This window comes from Streptomyces sp. NPDC102279 (assembly GCF_044766365.1).
Lineage (GTDB): Bacteria > Actinomycetota > Actinomycetes > Streptomycetales > Streptomycetaceae > Streptomyces.
The window spans coordinates 257,232-276,144 of sequence record NZ_JBIWLU010000013.1; the positions used below are offsets into that span (position 1 = coordinate 257,232).

Below are 18,913 nucleotides of genomic sequence, written 5' to 3' on the forward strand. Positions count from 1 at the left end.
CCTGTGGCAGACCAGGCCGCGACCACGGCCGCGACGCTTCCGAAAGGGCACCAGAGCATGGAGCAGTACGAGCCCGAACGTATGTCCCCGGTCCAACTGGCCGCGCTGCGGCGCAGCTTCCGGAACGGCAGGGCCTCCCTCAGCCGTCGTTCCCTGCTGCGCGCGTCGGCGGGCGGCGCGCTCGCCGTCGGCGGCTTCGGGGCACTGAGCGCCTGCGGGATCCCGGCCGCGGGAAAGACCCAGGGCGGGGTCTCGGCCGAGGACCACTCGGCCAAGGAGAAGACGATCAACTTCTCCAACTGGACCGAGTACATGGACGTCGACGAGAGCGAGAAGCACCACCCCACGCTCGACGCGTTCGCCAAGCGGACCGGTATCAAGGTCAAGTACACCGAGGACATCAACGACAACGTCGAGTTCTTCGGCAAGATCAAGCCGCAGCTCGCGGCGGGCCAGGACACCGGGCGCGACATCATCGTCGTCACCGACTGGCTGGCGTCCCGGCTCATCCGGTTCGGCTGGGTGCAGAAGCTCGACGCGGCCAACCTCCCGCACGCCTACACCAACCTGTCCGCCCAGTTCCGCAACCCCGACTGGGACCCCGGGCGCGCCTACTCCTATCCCTGGCAGGGCATCTCGACCGTCATCGCCTACAACAAGAAGGCGCTCGACGGCATCGAGGTCCGCTCGGTCTCCGACCTGCTCGACAACCCCAAGCTCAAGGGGCGCGTCGGCTTCCTCTCCGAGATGCGCGACAGCATCGGCATGACGCTGCTCGACATGGGCAAGGACCCGGCCGACTTCACCGACGACGACTTCGACGCGGCGATCGCCCGTCTCCAGAAGGCCGTCGACAAGGGCCAGATACGCCGCTTCACCGGCAACGACTACACGTCCGACCTCACCAAGGGCGACCTCGCGGCCTGTGTCGCCTGGGCCGGCGACGTCGTCCAGCTCAAGGCGGACAGCCCGGACGTCGACTTCATCATCCCGGACAGCGGATACATGACGTCGACCGACAACATGCTGATCCCCAACAAGGCGCGTCACAAGACGAACGCCGAGCGGCTCATGGACTTCTACTACGAGCCCGAGCCCGCCGCGGAACTCGCCGCCTACATCAACTACGTCTGTCCGGTCGACGGGGTCAAGCTCTATCTCGCGAAGATCGACAAGGACGCGGCGAACAACCCGCTGATCATTCCTGACAAGGCCATGGCCGCGAAGTCACACCCCTTCCGCTCGCTGAGCCAGAAGGAAGAGACGGCCTACGAAGAGAAGTTCGCGAAGCTCACAGGGGCGTGACCACGATGACGAACGACAACAGCGGCGACGTCCGCCTCTCCGGGATCAGCAAGACGTACGGCTCCTTCACGGCCGTGCACCCCCTCGACCTGACCGTGCCGCAGGGCTCGTTCTTCGCGCTGCTCGGCGCGTCCGGCTGCGGCAAGACCACCACCCTGCGGATGATCGCCGGCCTGGAGGAGCCCTCCTCGGGCACCGTCATGCTCGGCGACCAGGACGTGACGAACCTGCCGCCCTACAAGCGCCCGGTGAACACGGTCTTCCAGTCCTACGCCCTCTTCCCACACCTCGACATCTTCGAGAACGTCGCCTTCGGCCTGCGTCGGCGCGGCATCAAGTCGGTGAAGAAGCAGGTCGAGGACATGCTCGACCTCGTACAGCTCGGCGAGCAGGCGCGCAAGAAGCCGCACCAGCTCTCCGGCGGCCAGCAGCAGCGCGTCGCCGTGGCCCGCGCGCTGATCAACCACCCCAAGGTGCTCCTCCTCGACGAGCCCCTCGGCGCCCTGGACCTCAAGCTGCGCCGGCAGATGCAGCTGGAGCTCAAGCGCATCCAGACCGAGGTCGGCATCACCTTCGTCCACGTCACGCACGACCAGGAGGAGGCCATGACCATGGCCGACACGGTCGCCGTGATGAACGCGGGCCGTGTCGAGCAGCTCGGCGCGCCCGCCGACCTCTACGAGAACCCGAACACCACCTTCGTCGCCAACTTCCTCGGCACGTCCAACCTCATCGAGGCCGAGGTGGACTCCAGGAGCGGCGACGACATCGTCCTCAAGGCGGGAGGCGGCAAGCTGGTGCTCCCAGGGTCGCGCTGTTCCGCGTCCGCCACGACCGGCGGCAAGGTCCTGGTCGGCGTCCGCCCGGAGAAGATCTCCCTCACGCACGCCGACGACGCGGGAGAGATACCCGCCGGCCGCAACCGCATCACCGGCAGGATCGCCGACTCCAGCTTCATCGGCGTCTCCACGCAGTACGTCATCGACAGCGCCGTCTGCCCCGAGTTCGAGGTCTACGCCCAGAACATCGACCGGGACTCCCGGCTCGTCCCCGGCGCGGACGTCGTCCTGCACTGGAGCCCGGCGCACACCTTCGGCCTCGACGCCGCCCAGGACATCGACGCGGGTGTCGAAACGGCCGAGGAGGAAGCCGCCTGATGGCCACCGTCACCGAGGTCGAGGCGCCACCGCTCGCGCCGCAGCCCGCGAAGAAGCCGCCGAAAAAGCGTGGCCGCCTCGTCCCGTACTGGCTGCTGCTGCCCGGCCTGCTGTGGCTGGTCGTCTTCTTCGCGCTCCCGCTGGTCTACCAGGCCTCCACCTCCATCCAGACGGGATCGCTGGAGGACGGCTTCAAGGTCACCTGGCACTTCCAGACCTACTGGGACGCGCTCGCCGACTACTGGCCGCAGTTCCTGCGCTCCGTGCTCTACGCCGGTGCCGCGACGATCCTGTGCCTGGTGCTCGGCTATCCGCTCGCGTACCTGATCGCCTTCCGCGCCGGCCGCTGGCGCAACCTGATCATGATCCTGGTGATCGCGCCGTTCTTCACCAGCTTCCTGATCCGCACGCTCGCCTGGAAGACGATCCTCGCGGACGGCGGCCCGGTCGTCGGCGCACTGAACACGCTGCACGTCCTGGACGTCACCAGCTGGCTCGGCTTCACGGCGGGCGACCGGGTCCTCGCCACCCCGCTCGCGGTGGTCTGCGGACTCACGTACAACTTCCTGCCGTTCATGGTGCTGCCGCTCTACACCTCGCTGGAGCGGATCGACGGGCGGCTGCACGAGGCGGCCGGCGACCTGTACGCCCGGCCCATCACCACCTTCCGCAAGGTGACCTTCCCGCTGTCGATGCCGGGCGTCGTCTCCGGCACCCTGCTGACGTTCATCCCCGCCAGCGGTGACTACGTGAACGCCGACCTGCTCGGCTCCACCGACACCCGCATGGTCGGCAACGTCATCCAGACCCAGTTCCTGCGGATTCTCGACTATCCGACGGCCGCGGCACTCTCGTTCATCCTCATGGCCGCGATCCTCTTCATGGTCACGCTCTACATCCGCAAGTCCGGGACGGAGGATCTGGTCTAAATGGCCTTCGTGAACTGGTTCAAGCGCTATCTCATCGTCATCGCGGGACTGCTGACGCTCGGATACCTGCTGCTGCCCAACATCGTCGTGACGGTGTTCTCCTTCAACAAACCGAAGGGACGCTTCAATTACGAGTGGCAGCAATTCTCGACCGACGCGTGGCGCGATCCGTGCGGGGTCGCCGACATGTGCGGCTCGCTCTCGCTCAGCCTCCAGATCGCCGTCTGGGCGACGATCGGCGCCACGATCCTCGGCACGATGATCGCCTTCGCGCTCGTCCGCTACCGCTTCCGCGCGCGCGGCGCCGTGAACTCGCTGATCTTCCTGCCGATGGCGATGCCCGAGGTCGTGATGGCCGCCTCGCTGCTCACCCTGTTCCTCAACATGGGCGCTCAGCTGGGCTTCTGGACGATCCTGATCGCCCACATCATGTTCTGCCTCAGCTTCGTCGTGACGGCCGTCAAGGCCCGCGTCATGTCGATGGACCCACGCCTCGAACAGGCGGCGCAGGACCTGTACGCCGGTCCCGTGCAGACCTTCCTGCGCGTGACCCTGCCCATCGCGGCACCCGGAATCGCCGCGGGCGCGCTGCTCGCCTTCGCGCTCTCCTTCGACGATTTCATCATCACCAATTTCAATGCGGGCTCGACCGTCACGTTCCCCATGTTCGTCTGGGGTTCGGCACAGCGCGGAACACCCGTTCAGATCAATGTCATCGGTACGGCCATGTTCCTCATCGCCGTACTGTTCGTCCTGGCCGGAATGGTCGTCGGGAATCGCCGTAACAGGCAAAAGGCATAACGCTCGAAAACCCTCGTAGGGAGTTGGAAATCATGGCCCCAAGCGCCATGACCCGTGGTAATCAGTGGACGAAGTCCCTCGCGGACGTCCAGCCGGTCTCGTACTGGCTGGACGACCCCGGCAAACCCCGGCCCGAGCCCGCGCTCACCGGCTCCGACACCTGCGACCTGCTCGTCGTCGGCGGCGGCTACAGCGGACTGTGGACGGCGCTGATCGCCAAGGAGCGCGACCCGGACCGGGACGTCGTTCTCGTGGAGGGCCGTGAGGTGGGCTGGGCCGCCTCCGGCCGCAACGGCGGCTTCTGCGCCGCCTCCCTCACCCACGGTCTGTCCAACGGGCTGACCCGCTGGCCGGACGAGATCCGCAAGCTGGAGGAGCTGGGCGCCCGCAACCTCGACGAGATCGAGGCGGCCGTCGCCCGCTACGCCCTCGACTGCGACTTCGAGCGCACCGGTGAGATCGACGTAGCGACCGAGCCGCACCAGGCGGCCGAACTGCGCGACTGGCACCAGGAGCTGGAGCGCGAGGGTCTCGCCGAGGGCGTCGAACTCCTCGACGCCGAGGCCGTCCGCGAACAGGTCGCCTCCCCGACCTTCCTGGCCGGTCTGTACGACCGCCGGGGCGTCGCCATGCTCCACCCGGCCAAGCTGGCCTGGGGGCTGAAGCGCGCGTGCCTCCGGCTCGGGGTCCGGGTGTACGAGAACACGCCCGCTCTCGACCTGAAGCCGTCCGCCGCCGGCATGGCCGTCCGCACCCCGTACGGCGCGATCGGCGCACGCAAGGTCGCCCTCGGCACGAACATCTTCCCGAACCTCGTCAAGCGCGTCCGCTCGTACACCGTCCCGGTCTACGACTACGCGCTGATGACCGAGCCGCTCAGCGAGGACCAGCTGGCCTCCATCGGCTGGAAGAACCGCCAGGGCCTCGGCGACTCGGCGAACCAGTTCCACTACTTCCGGCTCTCCGCCGACAACCGGATCCTGTGGGGCGGTTACGACGCGGTCTACCCGTACGGCGGACGGCTGCGCGCCGAGTACGACGACCGCCCCGAGACGTACGCCAAGCTCGCCGGACACTTCTTCACCTGCTTCCCGCAGCTGGAGGGCGTCCGCTTCTCGCACGCCTGGGGCGGCGCGATCGACACGTGCTCGCGCTTCTCGGCGTTCTTCGGCACGGCCCACCAGGGCAAGGTGGCCTACGCGGCCGGCTACACGGGCCTCGGCGTGGGCGCCACCCGCTTCGGCGCGGACGTGATGCTCGACCTGCTGGCGGGGGAGCGCACCGAACGCACCGAGCTGGAGATGGTCCGCAAGAAGCCGCTGCCGTTCCCGCCCGAGCCCTTCGCCTGGACGGGTATCGCCCTGACCAAGTGGTCGCTGGCGCGGGCCGACACCCACGGCGGCCGGCGCAACCTGTGGCTGAAGACCATGGACAGGCTGGGCCTCGGCTTCGACAGCTGAGGGCGCGCGGCCCGCTCCGTGATCCCCCGGCGTACGCCCAGCTCGTCGGTGTGATCCGGTTCACTACCAACTGGTAGCCGGAACCCGCGTAATGATCGCCCCGGACCTCCCTCTCCCCTGTGACGCGACCAGCGTCATCGCGAGAGAGGGAGGTTCCGTCATGACAGGGCCCAAGACGGCGGTCGAGTGGCTGACATCCGTGGCTCCGGACCCCGAGGCCTGCCGGTGGGAGTGGGAACGCAACCCCCTCGGCATCGCGCTGCTCCCGGCGGGCCGGGCCTGGGACGTGCTCATCCTGCCCGGCGAACTCGGCTATCCGACGCTCGATGTACTGAGCCGGGTGATCGACCAACCCGGGCCTGTGCTCGTCGACTTCGGCGACGCGCGGATGGGCTTCTTCGTGCCCGCGGGCACCGCCGCCCGCTGGCTCGGCACGGGGGTGCGCACCGCGGGGCCCGGCACCTGGATCGTGGTGCCGTATCCGGGGCGGGCCACCGGCGGGGTCCGCTGGCTGGTGCAACCGGACGGCTCGGGCACCCTCACGGATCCGGCACTGCTCGAACTGGCCATGCACGAGGCGGCGGCGGGTCTCGCCCGGAACGAGGACCGATAGCCGTGCCGGGCCGCGCGGCGGCGAGCTCATGAAGTCCCCGGTGCGCGGGGGGTCTTGACAACAGAATTGGTCTGGACCAAGTTGGGCGCGCTCCACCCTCCCCATTCCCCCCGTGCCCGGAGGCAGCAGTGGAACGCACCAGACGCAGCAGACCGTCCGAACACCGTCGAAGGATCCTCGCCGTGTGCACGGCCACCGTTCTGGCCGTACCCGGCCTCACCGCGCTCTCGTCGGCCGCCCGTGCGGCCGACGCGGACCTCGCGAAGAACGGCGGGTTCGAGTCGGGCCTGGCCAACTGGACCTGTACGGCCGCGAGCACCGTCACCACCCCGGTGCACAGCGGCAGTTCGGCGCTGAAGGCGACCCCGGCCGGCAGCGACTACGCCCAGTGCTCGCAGACCGTGACGGTGAAGCCGGACGCGCAGTACACGCTCTCCGGGTTCGTCCGCGGCAGCTACGTCTACCTCGGCGCGAGCGGCACCGGCACGACCGACGTCAGCACCTGGACCCAGTCCGCGGCCGACTGGCAGCAGCTGAGCACCACCTTCCGCACCGGCGCCTCGACCACCAAGGTCACGATCTACACGCACGGCTGGTACGGCACCGGGACCTACTACGCCGACGACCTCTCGCTGACCGGCCCCGGTGTCGACGCGGGCCAGCCGCCGGCCGTGCCCACCGGCCTCAGGACCGGCACGCTCACGTCCTCGTCGGTCGGCCTGTCCTGGACGGCGGTGGCCGGCGCGACCGGGTACGCCGTCTACCGCGACGGGGTGAAGGTCCAGACGGCCACCGGCACCTCGGCGACCGTGAGCGGACTGTCGGCGTCCACCGCGTACTCCTTCCAGGTCACCGCGACGAACGACGCCGGCGAGTCGGCGAAGTCGGCGACGGTCACCGCGACCACCTCGGCGGGCTCCGGCGGGGGCTCGGCCGACCTGCCCACGCACGCCCTCGTCGGCTACCTCCACGCGAGCTTCGCCAACGGCGCGGGCTACACGCGCGTGGCCGACGTGCCCGACAGCTGGGACGTCATCGACCTGGCCTTCGGCGAGCCGACCTCCGCCACCTCGGGCGACATCCGCTTCAACCGCTGCCCGGTCACCGAGTGCCCGACCGTCGAGAGCGACGCCGACTTCAAGGCGGCGATCAAGGCCAAGCAGGCGGCAGGCAAGAAGGTGCTGATCTCGATCGGCGGCCAGAACGGCCAGGTCCAGCTCACCACCACGGCCGCCCGTGACACGTTCGTCTCCTCGGTCTCGAAGATCATCGACACGTACGGACTGGACGGCCTGGACATCGACTTCGAGGGCCACTCGCTCTCCCTCGACGCGAGCGACACCGACTTCAAGAGCCCTACCACCCCGGTGGTCGTGAACCTGATCTCCGCCCTGAAGACCCTGAAGGCCAAGTACGGCTCGAAGTTCGTCCTGAGCATGGCCCCGGAGACCTTCTTCGTGCAGCTCGGTTACCAGTACTACGGCACCGGGAAGTGGGGCGGCCAGGACCCGCGCGCCGGCGCCTACCTCCCGGTGATCTACGCCCTGCGTGACGACCTGACCCTGCTGCACGTCCAGGACTACAACTCCGGGTCGATCATGGGCCTCGACAACCAGTACCACTCGATGGGCGGCGCCGACTTCCACATCGCGATGACCGACATGCTCCTGACGGGCTTCCCGGTGGCGGGCGACGCGAACAACGTCTTCCCGCCGCTGCGCCCCGACCAGATAGCCGTCGGCATGCCGGCCACCACCAACGCCGGCAACGGCTACGTGTCCCCGGCCGAGGTCACCAAGACCCTCGACTGCCTCACCAGGAAGACCAACTGCGGCGCGTACACCACCCACGGCACCTGGCCGTCACTGCGCGGCCTGATGACCTGGTCCATCAACTGGGACCGCTTCGGCGGCTGGGAGTTCTCCCGGAACTTCGACAGCTACTTCGGCTGAGGACGACCGCTCGTCCGGCCGAGGAACAGCCACAGGCAGGAGAGCAGCACCGCGCAGAGGCACCAACTGGCCACCACGTCCAGTGGCCAGTGGTAGCCGCGCAGGATCAGGCCGGTGACGACCGCCGCGTTCAGGAGCGCGCAGCTGAGCAGCAGGGCGCGGCGGGTGCCGGTCGTGCGGAGCCAGGGGAGGAGGACCAGGGTCGCCGCGCCGTAGGCGACGGCGGCCGTGGCGGTGTGGCCCGAGGGGTAGTAGCCGTTGCCGGGTCCCATGACCGGGGGCCCGGAGCGGGCGATGAGTTCCTTCAGGGGCACGATCACCGCCGGGACGAGGGCCATCAGGACCGCGGCCGCCGTGGACGGGAGCCACCACCGGTGGACGCCCGCCCGGCGGGCGCGGACCGCCGCGTACACGAGGGCGGCGGCCAGGACGGGGACGGCGACGGTGATGTTGCCGAGGTCGGCGAGGAGTTCCCAGACACGGGCCGGGTGGACCAGCGAGTCGCTGAGGCGTTCGTCCGCGCGGGCGAGGGGGCCGTGGGCCGTGACCTGCCAGGTGATCAGCGCGAAGAGGAGGGCCGGAAGGCCGAGAAGGAGGGTCGGCCGCCCCGGAACAGGGGGGGTGGTTCCGGGGCGGCCGTCCGGACCGGGTTGTCGCGCGCCCCGGGGGGTTTGGGGCGGGCGACTGTCCGATCGGTGAGGAGAACCGGAGCCGGAAGCCCCGGGTGTGTGCGCGAGGGCACGACCAGGGCGAAGCTGGGGAAGCGACGACCCGGAATCGCCCACAGTCCCCTGTGGGCGGGGTGTATCTCTCATCTGGGTAGAACCTACGGCAGGGTGTCCGGCTCCGACAGGCGGAATCGCGTCCCGTCATGCACCTCGCACACGTTCTTCACACGCTCCGACCGGGTACGCCGCGGCGCCGGAACCAAGCGGAATCCGCCCGTGGGCGGTGTTCCAGAGGTCCGGCGCCGCGGCGCGTGCGGCGTCAGATGGTGGAGAAGGCCTGCTCGATGATGTCGAGGCCTTCGTTGAGGAGGTCCTCGCCGATGACCAGCGGGGGCAGGAAGCGGAGGACATTGCCGTAGGTGCCACAGGTCAGGACCAGCAGGCCCTCCTGGTGGCAGGCCCTGGCCAGCGCGGCGGTCGCCTCCGCGTTGGGCTCCTTGGTGGCGGCGTCCTTGACCAGCTCGATCGCGATCATGGCGCCGCGGCCGCGGATGTCACCGATGATGTCGAACTTCTCCGCCATGGCGCCGAGGCGGGCCTTCATGATCGCCTCGATGTTCTTCGCCTTGGCGTTGAGGTCGAGCTCCTTCATCGTCTCGATGGCGCCGAGCGCACCGGCGCAGGCCACCGGGTTGCCGCCGTAGGTGCCGCCCAGGCCGCCGGAGTGCGCGGCGTCCATGATCTCGGCGCGGCCGGTGACGGCGGCGAGCGGCAGACCGCCCGCGATGCCCTTGGCGGTCGTGATCAGGTCCGGGACGATGCCCTCGTCCTCACAGGCGAACCACTGGCCGGTACGGCAGAAGCCGGACTGGATCTCGTCCGCGACGAAGACGATGCCGTTGTCCTTGGCGAACTGGCTGATGGCCGGCAGGAAGCCCTTCGCGGGCTCGATGAAGCCGCCCTCGCCGAGCAGCGGCTCGATGATGATCGCGGCGACGTTGTCCGCGCCGATCTGCTTGTTGATCATGTCGATGGCCTGCGCGGACGCCTCGGCGCCGGCGTTCTCCGGGCCGGTCAGCCAGCGGTAGCCGTAGGCGACCGGGACGCGGTAGATCTCTGGCGCGAACGGGCCGAAGCCGTTCTTGTACGGCATGTTCTTGGCGGTCAGCGCCATCGTCAGGTTCGTCCGGCCGTGGTAGCCGTGGTCGAAGACGACGACGGCCTGGCGCTTGGTGTACGCGCGGGCGATCTTGACGGCGTTCTCGACGGCCTCGGCACCCGAGTTGAACAGGGCGGACTTCTTGGCGTGGTCACCCGGGGTCAGCTCGGCCAGCGCCTCGGCGACGGCGACGTAGCCCTCGTACGGCGTGACCATGAAACAGGTGTGGGTGAAGTCCTGGAGCTGGGCGGAGGCCCGGCGTACGACGGCCTCGGCGCTCGCGCCGACCGACGTCACGGCGATGCCGGAGCCGAAGTCGATGAGGCGGTTGCCGTCGACGTCCTCGATGATCCCGCCGCCGGCGCGCGTGGTGAAGACAGGGAGCACCGATCCCACACCGGCCGCGACCACGGCGGTGCGTCGGGCCTGCAGCTCCTGCGACTTCGGGCCGGGGATGGCGGTGACGACGCGGCGCTCCTGCGGAAGTGCGGTCATGAGGGGCTCCCTGAGATCGTGCAGACGGGGGTTGGGCTGTGGGCGGCGGAGACGGTGGGGTCCCGTCGACTGCCCCGGCGGACGCTGGTCCGGCTTCGCGGTCCTGCTTTTTTCTTCTTTCTTCGCAGGCTAGGGCCGAGGACCGGGGGTCGGCATGCTCCATGTGGGCGTTGTCGGACGATTCGCTTGTCCGTGGTGGACATAGAAGCCGGACGGGGGAGGACGCGAGGCCGACGGCGAGGCGTAAAACCGCCGGTGACCCGGGCGCGTGGCGGGCCCGGCCGTGTAAACGGTGAACTCGCCCCGCGGGGGCACTAGATTGACCCGCGGACGAAGCACGGAGCGGCTGGTCAGGGGGCAGGGCGATGAACAGCGACGGGACCCAGGACGCGCGGGGCACGCAGGCCGGTCCCGTACCGCGTCCGGCAGGACCGCCCGACGGGCCGGCACCGGACATGCCCGCCGCCCCGCCCCGCCCGGCACGGGCGCCCGGCCTGCCGCCGCTGCCCGACGGGTCGGAATTCGTGGCCTGGGTGCGCGCGCCCCGGCCGGACGCGGCACCGGGCGTGTGGCGCTTCGGCCACCGCCCGCGGCCGGAGGAGGAGCCCGAGCAGATCCCGGCCCGCCAGCTGCTCAGCGGCGCCGTCATCGCCTTCCTGGTGGGATGGCTGGTCTGGTCGCTGCTCTGGAACGGCTACCTCGGCGGCTGGTGGGTCCTGCCCCTCGAACTGTTCACCCCGGACTCCTGGCGCCACAGCGGCGACCGCGTCGGCAACGCGTTCCTCTGGTACGGCTACTACACGCTGATCGCCCTGATCATCATGGTCGTCGTGGGACGGCTCGGCCGGTGGAACGAGATCTGGCGACGCTACGGACCGCCAGCCTGGCGAGGCTCCGCGCCGGTGAACGAGCGACCGCCCGCCCCCGAGGACGACCCCGTCCAGTGGAACCAGCTCCGCGCCGCGGGCGCCACCGAGGCCGCCGACCGGCTCGCCGCCGAGGCCCGCTGCGGGCTGATGCGCGACGTCGACCACGCCCGGATCGCCCGCGCCTGGCAGGGCGTACGCAGTGGACGGCACAGCCTCGCCACCTTCACCGGCGCGGTCGTGAAGGACGGCTCGGCCGCCTGCCTGCACCCCTCCGGCGCACGCGACCTGCCCGGACGCCTCGCCCGCCACGACCTGGTGACCGGACAGGTCCGCCTCGGCACCACCGCCGACGACGCCCGCAACCCCTACGCCTACCGCGGCACCGGCCTCGGTCTCGCACCTGACCTGCTGGGTACCTCGCTGCTCGCCGTCGGGCCCCCCGGATCCGGCAAGACCGGCGGGATCGTCTGGCCGCTCGCCGAGTCGCTGTGCCTGCACGCGCTCGCCGGACGCGCCGCGGTCGTCGTGGTGGGCGCCTCCGGTGCCGGGCTCGGACCCGTCGACGCGTACGACGTCGTCGTCCGCATCGGGCACCCCGACTCCGTCTACGACCTCGACCTGTACGGCGGGACCACCGACCCCGACGAGGCGGCGGCGGTGCTCGCCGAGGCGCTCGGCGGTGACCTCGCCGACCCGCACCCCGGCGGCGACAGCAGGCGCTCGACCACCGTGCTCGCCCAGCTGCTCGGCCCCTTCCGGTCAGTCCACGGCAGGTTCCCCTCCGTGCCCGAGCTGCGCCAGCTGCTCGACGGCGCCCGCGGGCCCCTCGACGCACTCCGCAAGGGACTGGAGGACGCCGGACAGGCGTCCCTCCTGCGCGAACTCGACGCCCGCGAACGGCAGACGGGCCTCCCGGGCGATGTCGGCGGGGTCCTCGCCGACCGGGTGGCGCTGCTCGACCGGCCCGCCTTCGCCGGCTTCTTCGACACGTCGGGACAGTCGCGGCCCTTCTCGCTGCGCGCCCTCGACCATCCGGTCCGGGTCCGGATCGACCTGCCCGCGCGCGGGCACGCCGACGCCTCCCGCATCCTCGCCCGCCTGGTGCTCGCCCAGTTCTCGGCGAGCGTCGCGGTGCGCGAGGACCGGTCACTGTTCGCCTGTCTGGTCCTCGACGACGCGACCGGCGTCATCACCCCCGAGGCCGTCCGGGGCATCCAGCGGCTGCGCTCCGGCAACGCCGGGGCCGTCCTCACCCTGCGCACCCTCGACGACGCGCCACGGGCCCTGCGCAGCCCCCTGCTGGGGGCCATCGGCTGCCGGATGGCGCTGTCCGGGCTCACCCCCTGGGACGGGCAGGACTTCGCCGAGGTCTGGGGCAAGGAGTGGATCGAGGCCCGCGACGTCACCGACCGGCAGATCATCGCCGAGACACCCGCGGGCAAGGCCGTCCACATGCTGCGCCGGGTGATCACCGGGAACGCGCCGACCGCCCGCGCCGTCACCGTCCGGCAGGTCGAACGGGAACGCTGGTCCGCGTCCGAGCTGGCCCACGGAGTACCGCCCGGGCACGCGGTGCTGTCGCTGACCAGCGTCAAGGGCGAGCACGCGCCGCCCCTGCTGGTCGACCTGCGCGGCTGACCCACAGCCCCGCGGCGGACCACGCGGGCCCACGGGGACAGGTGGTCGCCGCTGAACTGGACGTATGGGCATGGGGTCACGCCGCGACCGTACGGTGAGGCAGAATCGACACAGGTCGTTCATACGCGGCGGCCAAAAGATCACAGAGATCACACCGGACCCGACCTGAGATCACAGAGATCACACAGACCTGACCTGAAGGCCTCATGCCCCCCACGCTCGCCTCGCTCGTCCACCACTCCGCGCTGAAGCTCACGGTGCGCGCGGGCGAGGACCGGCTGGACGCGCCCGTCCGCTGGGCGCACGCCAGCGAGCTCGCCGACCCCGTGCCCTACATGGAGGGCGGGGAACTGCTCCTGATCACGGCGCTCAAGCTGGACGCGGACGACCCCGACGTCATGCAGCGCTACGTGAAGCGGCTGGCCGGCGCCGGAGTCGTCGGACTCGGCTTCGCCGTCGGGGTCCACTACGAGGAGATCCCCAAGGCCCTCGTCGAGGCCGCCGAGAAGGAGGGCCTGCCCCTCCTCGAAGTGCCCCGGCGTACCCCCTTCCTCGCCATCAGCAAGGCCGTCTCCGCCGCCATCGCCGCTGACCAGTACCGGGCCGTCACCGCCGGGTTCGCCGCGCAGCGCGAACTCACCAAGCAGGCCCTGACCGACGGCCCCGAGGGACTGCTCTCCGCGCTCGCCGGACAGGTCGACGGCTGGGCGGCGCTCTACGACGCGTCCGGCGCCGTCGTCGCCACAGCGCCCGAATGGGCCGGACGCCGGGCCGCGCGGCTCACCGCGGACGTGGAACGACTGCGGGAGCGGCCCGCGCCGGCCAGCTCGGTGGTGGGCGGCGAGGACCGTGTCGAACTGCACTCCCTCGGCACCGGCCGCAGGCCGCGCGCCGCGCTCGCCGTCGGGACCGCCGCCGCCCTCGGCACCGCCGAGCGCTACGCCGTCCACTCGGCCATCGCTCTGCTCACGCTCACCACGGAACGCTCCCGATCGCTGCAGGCCGCCGAACAGCGCATCGGCGCGGCCGTCCTGCGGATGCTGCTCGCCGGTGAGCCCGACCACGCCCGGGCCGTCGCGGGCGACCTGTACGGCTCGCTCCTCGACGCGCCCTTCCGGCTGATCATCGCCGAAGCGGCGTCCGGGTCCGCCGCCCGGGCCCACGCCGACGGCCACGCGCGCGTGGGCGCTGCCACACGCTCCAAGACCGCCGTCGCCGTCCCCGACGTCAACGGCGACCCGCTGGGCGGCCTCGCCGAGGTCCTCGAGTCGGCCGCCGCCCGCTCCGGGGAGTCCGTGCTCCTCGTGCCCGAGGGGGAGCGGCTGGTCGTCCTCGCCGTGGACGGCGGCGCCGCGGTCACCGCCTGCGGGGACTACGCCGTGGTGCTGGAGGCCGCCCGTGCCGCACAGCGCGAGCAGCCCGCCGGGGACGAGGACGAACTCGTCGTCGGCCTCTCCGCCCCCGCCGGTCCGATCGCCGCGCGCGCCGCCTACAAGCAGGCCGAGCAGGCGCTGTCCGTCGCCCGGCGGCGCGGCCGCTTCCTCGTCGAGCACGAGGAACTGGCCGCCGGATCCGTGCTGCCGCTGCTCGCGGACGACGCCGTGCGGGCGTTCGCGGACGGCCTCCTGCGCGCCCTGCACGAACACGACGCCACCGGCCGCGGAGACCTGGTCGCCTCACTGCGGGCCTGGCTCTCCCGCCACGGCCAGTGGGACGCCGCCGCCGCCGACCTGGGCGTCCACCGCCACACCCTGCGCTACCGGATGCGCCGCGTCGAAGAGATCCTCGGCCGCTCCCTCGACGATCCGGACGTCCGGATGGAACTCTGGCTGGCCCTGAAGACGACCGCCGCGACAGGGGAATGAGGCGCGGGTCGCCTCCGGTGCCGCCCGTACGCACGCACAGGGCCGGGCCCGAGCACGAGAGCCCGGCCCTTCTCGTACCGGCAGACCGAGGCTCGCAAACCGGGCCGCGCCCGGGCACCCGGCCACCAGGCCAATCCGGCGCACCCCGTTCCCCGACTGCTACGCACCGGACAAACGACCCGCGCTGTCCGCGGCCCTACCGTGGAGCCGGACAGCGCAAGACCGCCAGCAACACCCCCCAACACTGAAGGGCCGGGACTCGCAGATGCCGCAGGAAATTGTGGGGGCCACCCACGCCTTCTGGCTCGCCGGCCGCCAGGTCACCGGTGAGACCACGTTCGACGTCACCTCGCCGTGGGACGGCCGGGTCGTCGGTCAGGTCAGCGTTCCCACAGACGCCCAGGTCGAGGAGGCCGTGGCCGCCGCCCACGCCGTGCGGGACGAGTTCGCCGCCACGCCGGCCCACGTGCGCGCCGCCGCCCTCGACCACGTCTCGCGCCGTCTCGTCGAGCGCACCGAGGAGATCGCGCAGCTCATCTCCGCCGAGAACGGCAAGCCGATCAAGTGGGCCCGGGGTGAGGTCGGCCGCGCCGTCTCCGTCTTCCGGTTCGCCGCCGAGGAGGCCCGACGCTTCAACGGCGGCGAGGCCCAGCGTCTCGACACCGACCAGGGCGGCCAGGGCCGGCTCGCCCTCACGCGCCGCTTCCCCAAGGGTGTCGTCCTCGGTATCGCGCCCTTCAACTTCCCGCTCAACCTGTGCGCCCACAAGATCGCCCCGGCCATCGCCGCCGGTGCCCCGATCATCCTGAAGCCGGCGCCCGCCACCCCGCTGTCCGGCCTGATCATCGGTGACCTGCTCGCCGAGACCGACCTGCCGGCCGGTTCGTGGAGCATCCTGCCGGTCGCCAACGACAAGATGCCCGCCCTCGTCCAGGACGAGCGCCTCCCCGTCATCTCCTTCACCGGGTCCGAGAAGGTCGGCTACGCGATCATGGACTCGGTGCCGCGCAAGCACTGCACCCTGGAGCTGGGCGGCAACGGCGCGGCCGTCGTCCTCGCCGACTTCGCGAGCGACGCCGACCTGGACTGGGCCGCGACACGCATCGCGACCTTCTCGAACTACCAGGGCGGCCAGTCCTGCATCTCCGTGCAGCGCGTGATCGCCGACGCCTCGGTGTACGACCGGCTGCTGCCGCGCGTCGTCGCCGCCGTCGAGGCGCAGGTCACCGGCGACCCGTCCGACGCCACCACGGACGTCGGCCCCCTCGTCAGCGAGGCCGCCGCCGAACGTGTCGAGTCCTGGGTCGACGAGGCCGTCGCCGCAGGCGCCACCCTCCTCACCGGCGGCAAGCGCGACGGCGCCTCCTACGCGCCGACCGTCCTCACCGACGTACCGGCCGACGCCACGATCTCCTGCGAGGAGGTCTTCGGCCCGGTCCTCACCGTGCAGAAGGTCGACGGGGAGGCCGCCGCCTTCGCCGCCGCCAACAACTCCAAGTACGGCCTGCAGGCGGGCGTGTTCACGCACGACCTCCAGGCCGCCTTCCGCGCCCACCGCGCGCTGGAGGTGGGCGGCGTGGTCATCGGCGACGTCCCGTCCTACCGCGCCGACCAGATGCCGTACGGCGGTGCCAAGCAGTCCGGCGTCGGCCGCGAGGGCGTCCGCTTCGCCATGGACGACTACACCTACGAGCGGGTGCTGGTGCTGACCGGCCTCGCCCTCTGACGCGAGAGCGCGCACGACCTCACCGAAGCCGACGGCCTGAGCCCACTGTGCGGGGGCTCAGGCCGTCGGCGTGTCCGCCCCCGGACCCACCGGCGCGGGGCGCGCATTGGGCCGAACGCCGCGTGAGGGCTGGTGGGCTGACAGGGAATCGGGTACACGGGTACATACGATCGAGTAGCACCGGTCGGTAACGAATTGTCCTGTGTCCCCTATGCGCGGCGAGGTGAGCCTCATGTCCGCTCCACCCCAACAGCCCACAGTCACCGAACGTGAGGCACGTCAGGTCGCCGAGGCCGCGCGCGAACAGGACTGGCACAAGCCCAGTTTCGCGAAGGAGCTGTTCCTCGGCCGGTTCCGGCTCGACCTCATCCATCCGCACCCGATGCCCGCGGACGAGGACGCCCAGCGCGGCGAGGAGTTCCTCGCCAAACTCCGCGACTTCTGCGAGACGAAGATCGACTCGGCCCGCATCGAACGCGAGGCGCTGATCCCCGACGAGACGGTCGACGGGCTCAAGGAACTCGGCGCCCTCGGCATGAAGATCGACACGAAGTACGGCGGCCTCGGCCTCACCCAGGTGTACTACAACAAGGCGCTCGCCCTCGTCGGCTCCGCGAGCCCCGCCATCGGCGCACTGCTCTCCGCCCACCAGTCCATCGGCGTACCGCAGCCGCTGAAGCAGTTCGGCACCCAGGAGCAGAAGGACACCTTCCTGCCCCGCTGCGCCCGTACCGACATCTCCGCCTTCCTGCTCACCGAGCCGGACGTCGGCTCCGACCCCGCGCGCCTCGCGACCACCGCCGTACGGGACGGGGACGACTACGTCCTCGACGGAGTGAAGCTGTGGACGACCAACGGCGTCGTCGCGGACCTCCTCGTCGTGATGGCCCGCGTCCCCAAGTCCGAGGGGCACAAGGGCGGCATCACCGCGTTCGTCGTCGAAGCCGGCTCCGAGGGCATCACCGTCGAGCACCGCAACGCCTTCATGGGCCTCAGGGGCCTGGAGAACGGCGTCACCCGCTTCCACCAGGTCCGGGTCCCTGCCGCGAACCGCATCGGCCCCGAGGGCGCCGGCCTGAAGATCGCCCTGACCACCCTCAACACCGGCCGGCTTTCCCTGCCCGCGATGTGCGTGGGCGCCGGCAAATGGTGCCTGAAGATCGCCCGCGAATGGTCGGCGGCCCGTGAGCAGTGGGGCAAGCCCGTCGCCTTCCACGAGGCGGTCGGCTCCAAGATCTCCTTCATCGCGGCCACCACGTTCGCCCTCGAAGCGGTCCTCGACCTGTCGTCGCAGATGGCCGACGAGAACCGCAACGACATCCGCATCGAGGCCGCCCTCGCCAAGCTGTACGGCTCCGAGATGGCCTGGCTGATGGCCGACGAACTCGTCCAGATCCGCGGCGGCCGCGGCTTCGAGACCGCCGAGTCGCTGGCGGCCCGCGGCGAACGCGCCGTCCCGACCGAGCAGATCCTGCGCGACCTGCGGATCAACCGCATCTTCGAGGGCTCCACGGAGATCATGCACCTGCTGATCGCCCGGGAAGCCGTCGACGCCCACCTCTCCGTCGCCGGTGACCTCATCGACCCCGAGAAATCCCTCTCGGACAAGGCGAAGGCGGGCGCCAACGCCGGCGTCTTCTACGCCAAGTGGCTGCCGAAGCTCGTCACCGGATCCGGCCTGCTCCCCAACTCCTTCGGCGAGTTCAAGCACGAGGTCGACCTGTCCCCGCACCTTCGCTACGTCGAGCGCAGCGCCCGCAAACTCGCCCGGTCGACCTTCTACGCCATGTCACGCTGGCAGGGCCGGATGGAGACCAAGCAGGGCTTCCTCGGCCGGATCGTCGACATCGGCGCCGAACTGTTCGCGATGAGCGCGGCCTGCGTGCGCGCCGAACTCCTGCGCAGCACCGACGACCACGGCCGCGAGGCCTACCAGCTCGCCGACGTCTTCTGCCGGCAGTCCCGCATCCGCGTGGAGGAACTCTTCGGGCGCCTGTGGTCCAACACCGACGACCTCGACCGCACGGTGGTCAAGGGCGTCCTGTCGGGCACGTACACCTGGCTGGAGGAGGGCGTCGTCGACCCGTCCGGGGAAGGCCCCTGGATCGCCGACGCGACACCGGGGCCGAGCGAGCGGGAGAACGTCCACCGACCCATCCGCTGACGGCCCCGCCCCCGCGTCAGCCGCGACCACGCCGCACCGCCCCGACACGGCGGACGGCGTGGTCGAAGGCGCGTTCGCCCGCCCGCAGCCTCGCCCACACACCGGCCGCGCC

Annotated in this window: 13 protein-coding genes; 11 read left to right on the top strand and 2 right to left on the bottom strand. The window is 70.8% G+C overall.

Going from position 1 to position 18,913, the window contains the following annotated elements; translation table 11 throughout:
* Window positions 1–57 precede the first annotated feature (57 nt).
* The 7 genes from ACIRQH_RS31675 (at window position 58) to ACIRQH_RS31705 (ending at window position 8,217) form a co-directional block, all read left to right on the top strand.
* The gene (locus ACIRQH_RS31675; RefSeq protein ID WP_404228084.1) at window positions 58–1,305 is read left to right on the top strand and encodes a spermidine/putrescine ABC transporter substrate-binding protein; all 1,248 of its coding nucleotides are present in this window, start codon (window positions 58–60) and stop codon (window positions 1,303–1,305) included.
* 5 nt (window positions 1,306–1,310) lie between these two features.
* Window positions 1,311–2,462, top strand: a complete 1,152-nt coding sequence (locus ACIRQH_RS31680; RefSeq protein ID WP_388870079.1) for an ABC transporter ATP-binding protein — start codon at window positions 1,311–1,313, stop codon at window positions 2,460–2,462.
* Window positions 2,462–3,391 (top strand): ABC transporter permease, encoded by a 930-nt coding sequence (locus ACIRQH_RS31685; RefSeq protein ID WP_358816309.1) that lies wholly within the window; start codon window positions 2,462–2,464, stop codon window positions 3,389–3,391. The genes ACIRQH_RS31680 and ACIRQH_RS31685 overlap by 1 nt, the downstream gene beginning before the upstream one ends.
* A complete protein-coding gene (locus tag ACIRQH_RS31690) occupies window positions 3,392–4,192 on the top strand; it encodes an ABC transporter permease (protein WP_358816310.1) in 801 nt (266 codons plus the stop codon).
* A gap of 32 nt (window positions 4,193–4,224) precedes the next feature.
* Window positions 4,225–5,652 (top strand): NAD(P)/FAD-dependent oxidoreductase, encoded by a 1,428-nt coding sequence (locus tag ACIRQH_RS31695; protein WP_404228087.1) that lies wholly within the window; start codon window positions 4,225–4,227, stop codon window positions 5,650–5,652.
* 160 nt (window positions 5,653–5,812) lie between these two features.
* On the top strand, window positions 5,813–6,265 hold the full coding sequence (locus ACIRQH_RS31700; protein ID WP_358816312.1) for a hypothetical protein: 453 nt from the start codon (window positions 5,813–5,815) through the stop codon (window positions 6,263–6,265).
* A gap of 128 nt (window positions 6,266–6,393) precedes the next feature.
* A complete protein-coding gene (locus ACIRQH_RS31705; protein WP_404228090.1) occupies window positions 6,394–8,217 on the top strand; it encodes a chitinase in 1,824 nt (607 codons plus the stop codon).
* Here the strand turns inward: ACIRQH_RS31705 and ACIRQH_RS31710 are convergent.
* Entirely contained in the window at window positions 8,205–9,032 is an 828-nt protein-coding gene (locus ACIRQH_RS31710; protein ID WP_404228091.1) for a phosphatase PAP2 family protein, read from the bottom strand. The two genes, ACIRQH_RS31705 and ACIRQH_RS31710, sit on opposite strands and share 13 nt — an antisense overlap.
* Before the next feature lie 172 nt (window positions 9,033–9,204).
* The gene (gabT, locus tag ACIRQH_RS31715; RefSeq protein ID WP_358816315.1) at window positions 9,205–10,539 is read right to left on the bottom strand and encodes a 4-aminobutyrate--2-oxoglutarate transaminase; all 1,335 of its coding nucleotides are present in this window, start codon (window positions 10,537–10,539) and stop codon (window positions 9,205–9,207) included.
* Window positions 10,540–10,904: 365 nt separating this feature from the next.
* Here gabT and ACIRQH_RS31720 point away from each other — a divergent pair, with 365 nt between their 5' ends.
* The 4 genes from ACIRQH_RS31720 to ACIRQH_RS31735 all read left to right on the top strand — a co-directional run bounded on the left by ACIRQH_RS31720 (window position 10,905) and on the right by ACIRQH_RS31735 (window position 18,801).
* Window positions 10,905–13,046, top strand: coding sequence for an ATP-binding protein (locus ACIRQH_RS31720; protein WP_388869742.1), 2,142 nt, complete (start codon window positions 10,905–10,907; stop codon window positions 13,044–13,046).
* 206 nt (window positions 13,047–13,252) lie between these two features.
* The gene (locus ACIRQH_RS31725; RefSeq protein ID WP_388869739.1) at window positions 13,253–14,911 is read left to right on the top strand and encodes a PucR family transcriptional regulator; all 1,659 of its coding nucleotides are present in this window, start codon (window positions 13,253–13,255) and stop codon (window positions 14,909–14,911) included.
* A 280-nt stretch (window positions 14,912–15,191) separates the two neighbouring features.
* Window positions 15,192–16,637, top strand: a complete 1,446-nt coding sequence (locus tag ACIRQH_RS31730; RefSeq protein WP_358816348.1) for an aldehyde dehydrogenase family protein — start codon at window positions 15,192–15,194, stop codon at window positions 16,635–16,637.
* Window positions 16,638–16,869: 232 nt separating this feature from the next.
* Complete coding sequence (locus ACIRQH_RS31735; protein WP_358816318.1) at window positions 16,870–18,801, top strand: acyl-CoA dehydrogenase family protein; 1,932 nt, start codon at window positions 16,870–16,872, stop codon at window positions 18,799–18,801.
* The last annotated feature ends 112 nt before the right edge of the window (window positions 18,802–18,913 follow it).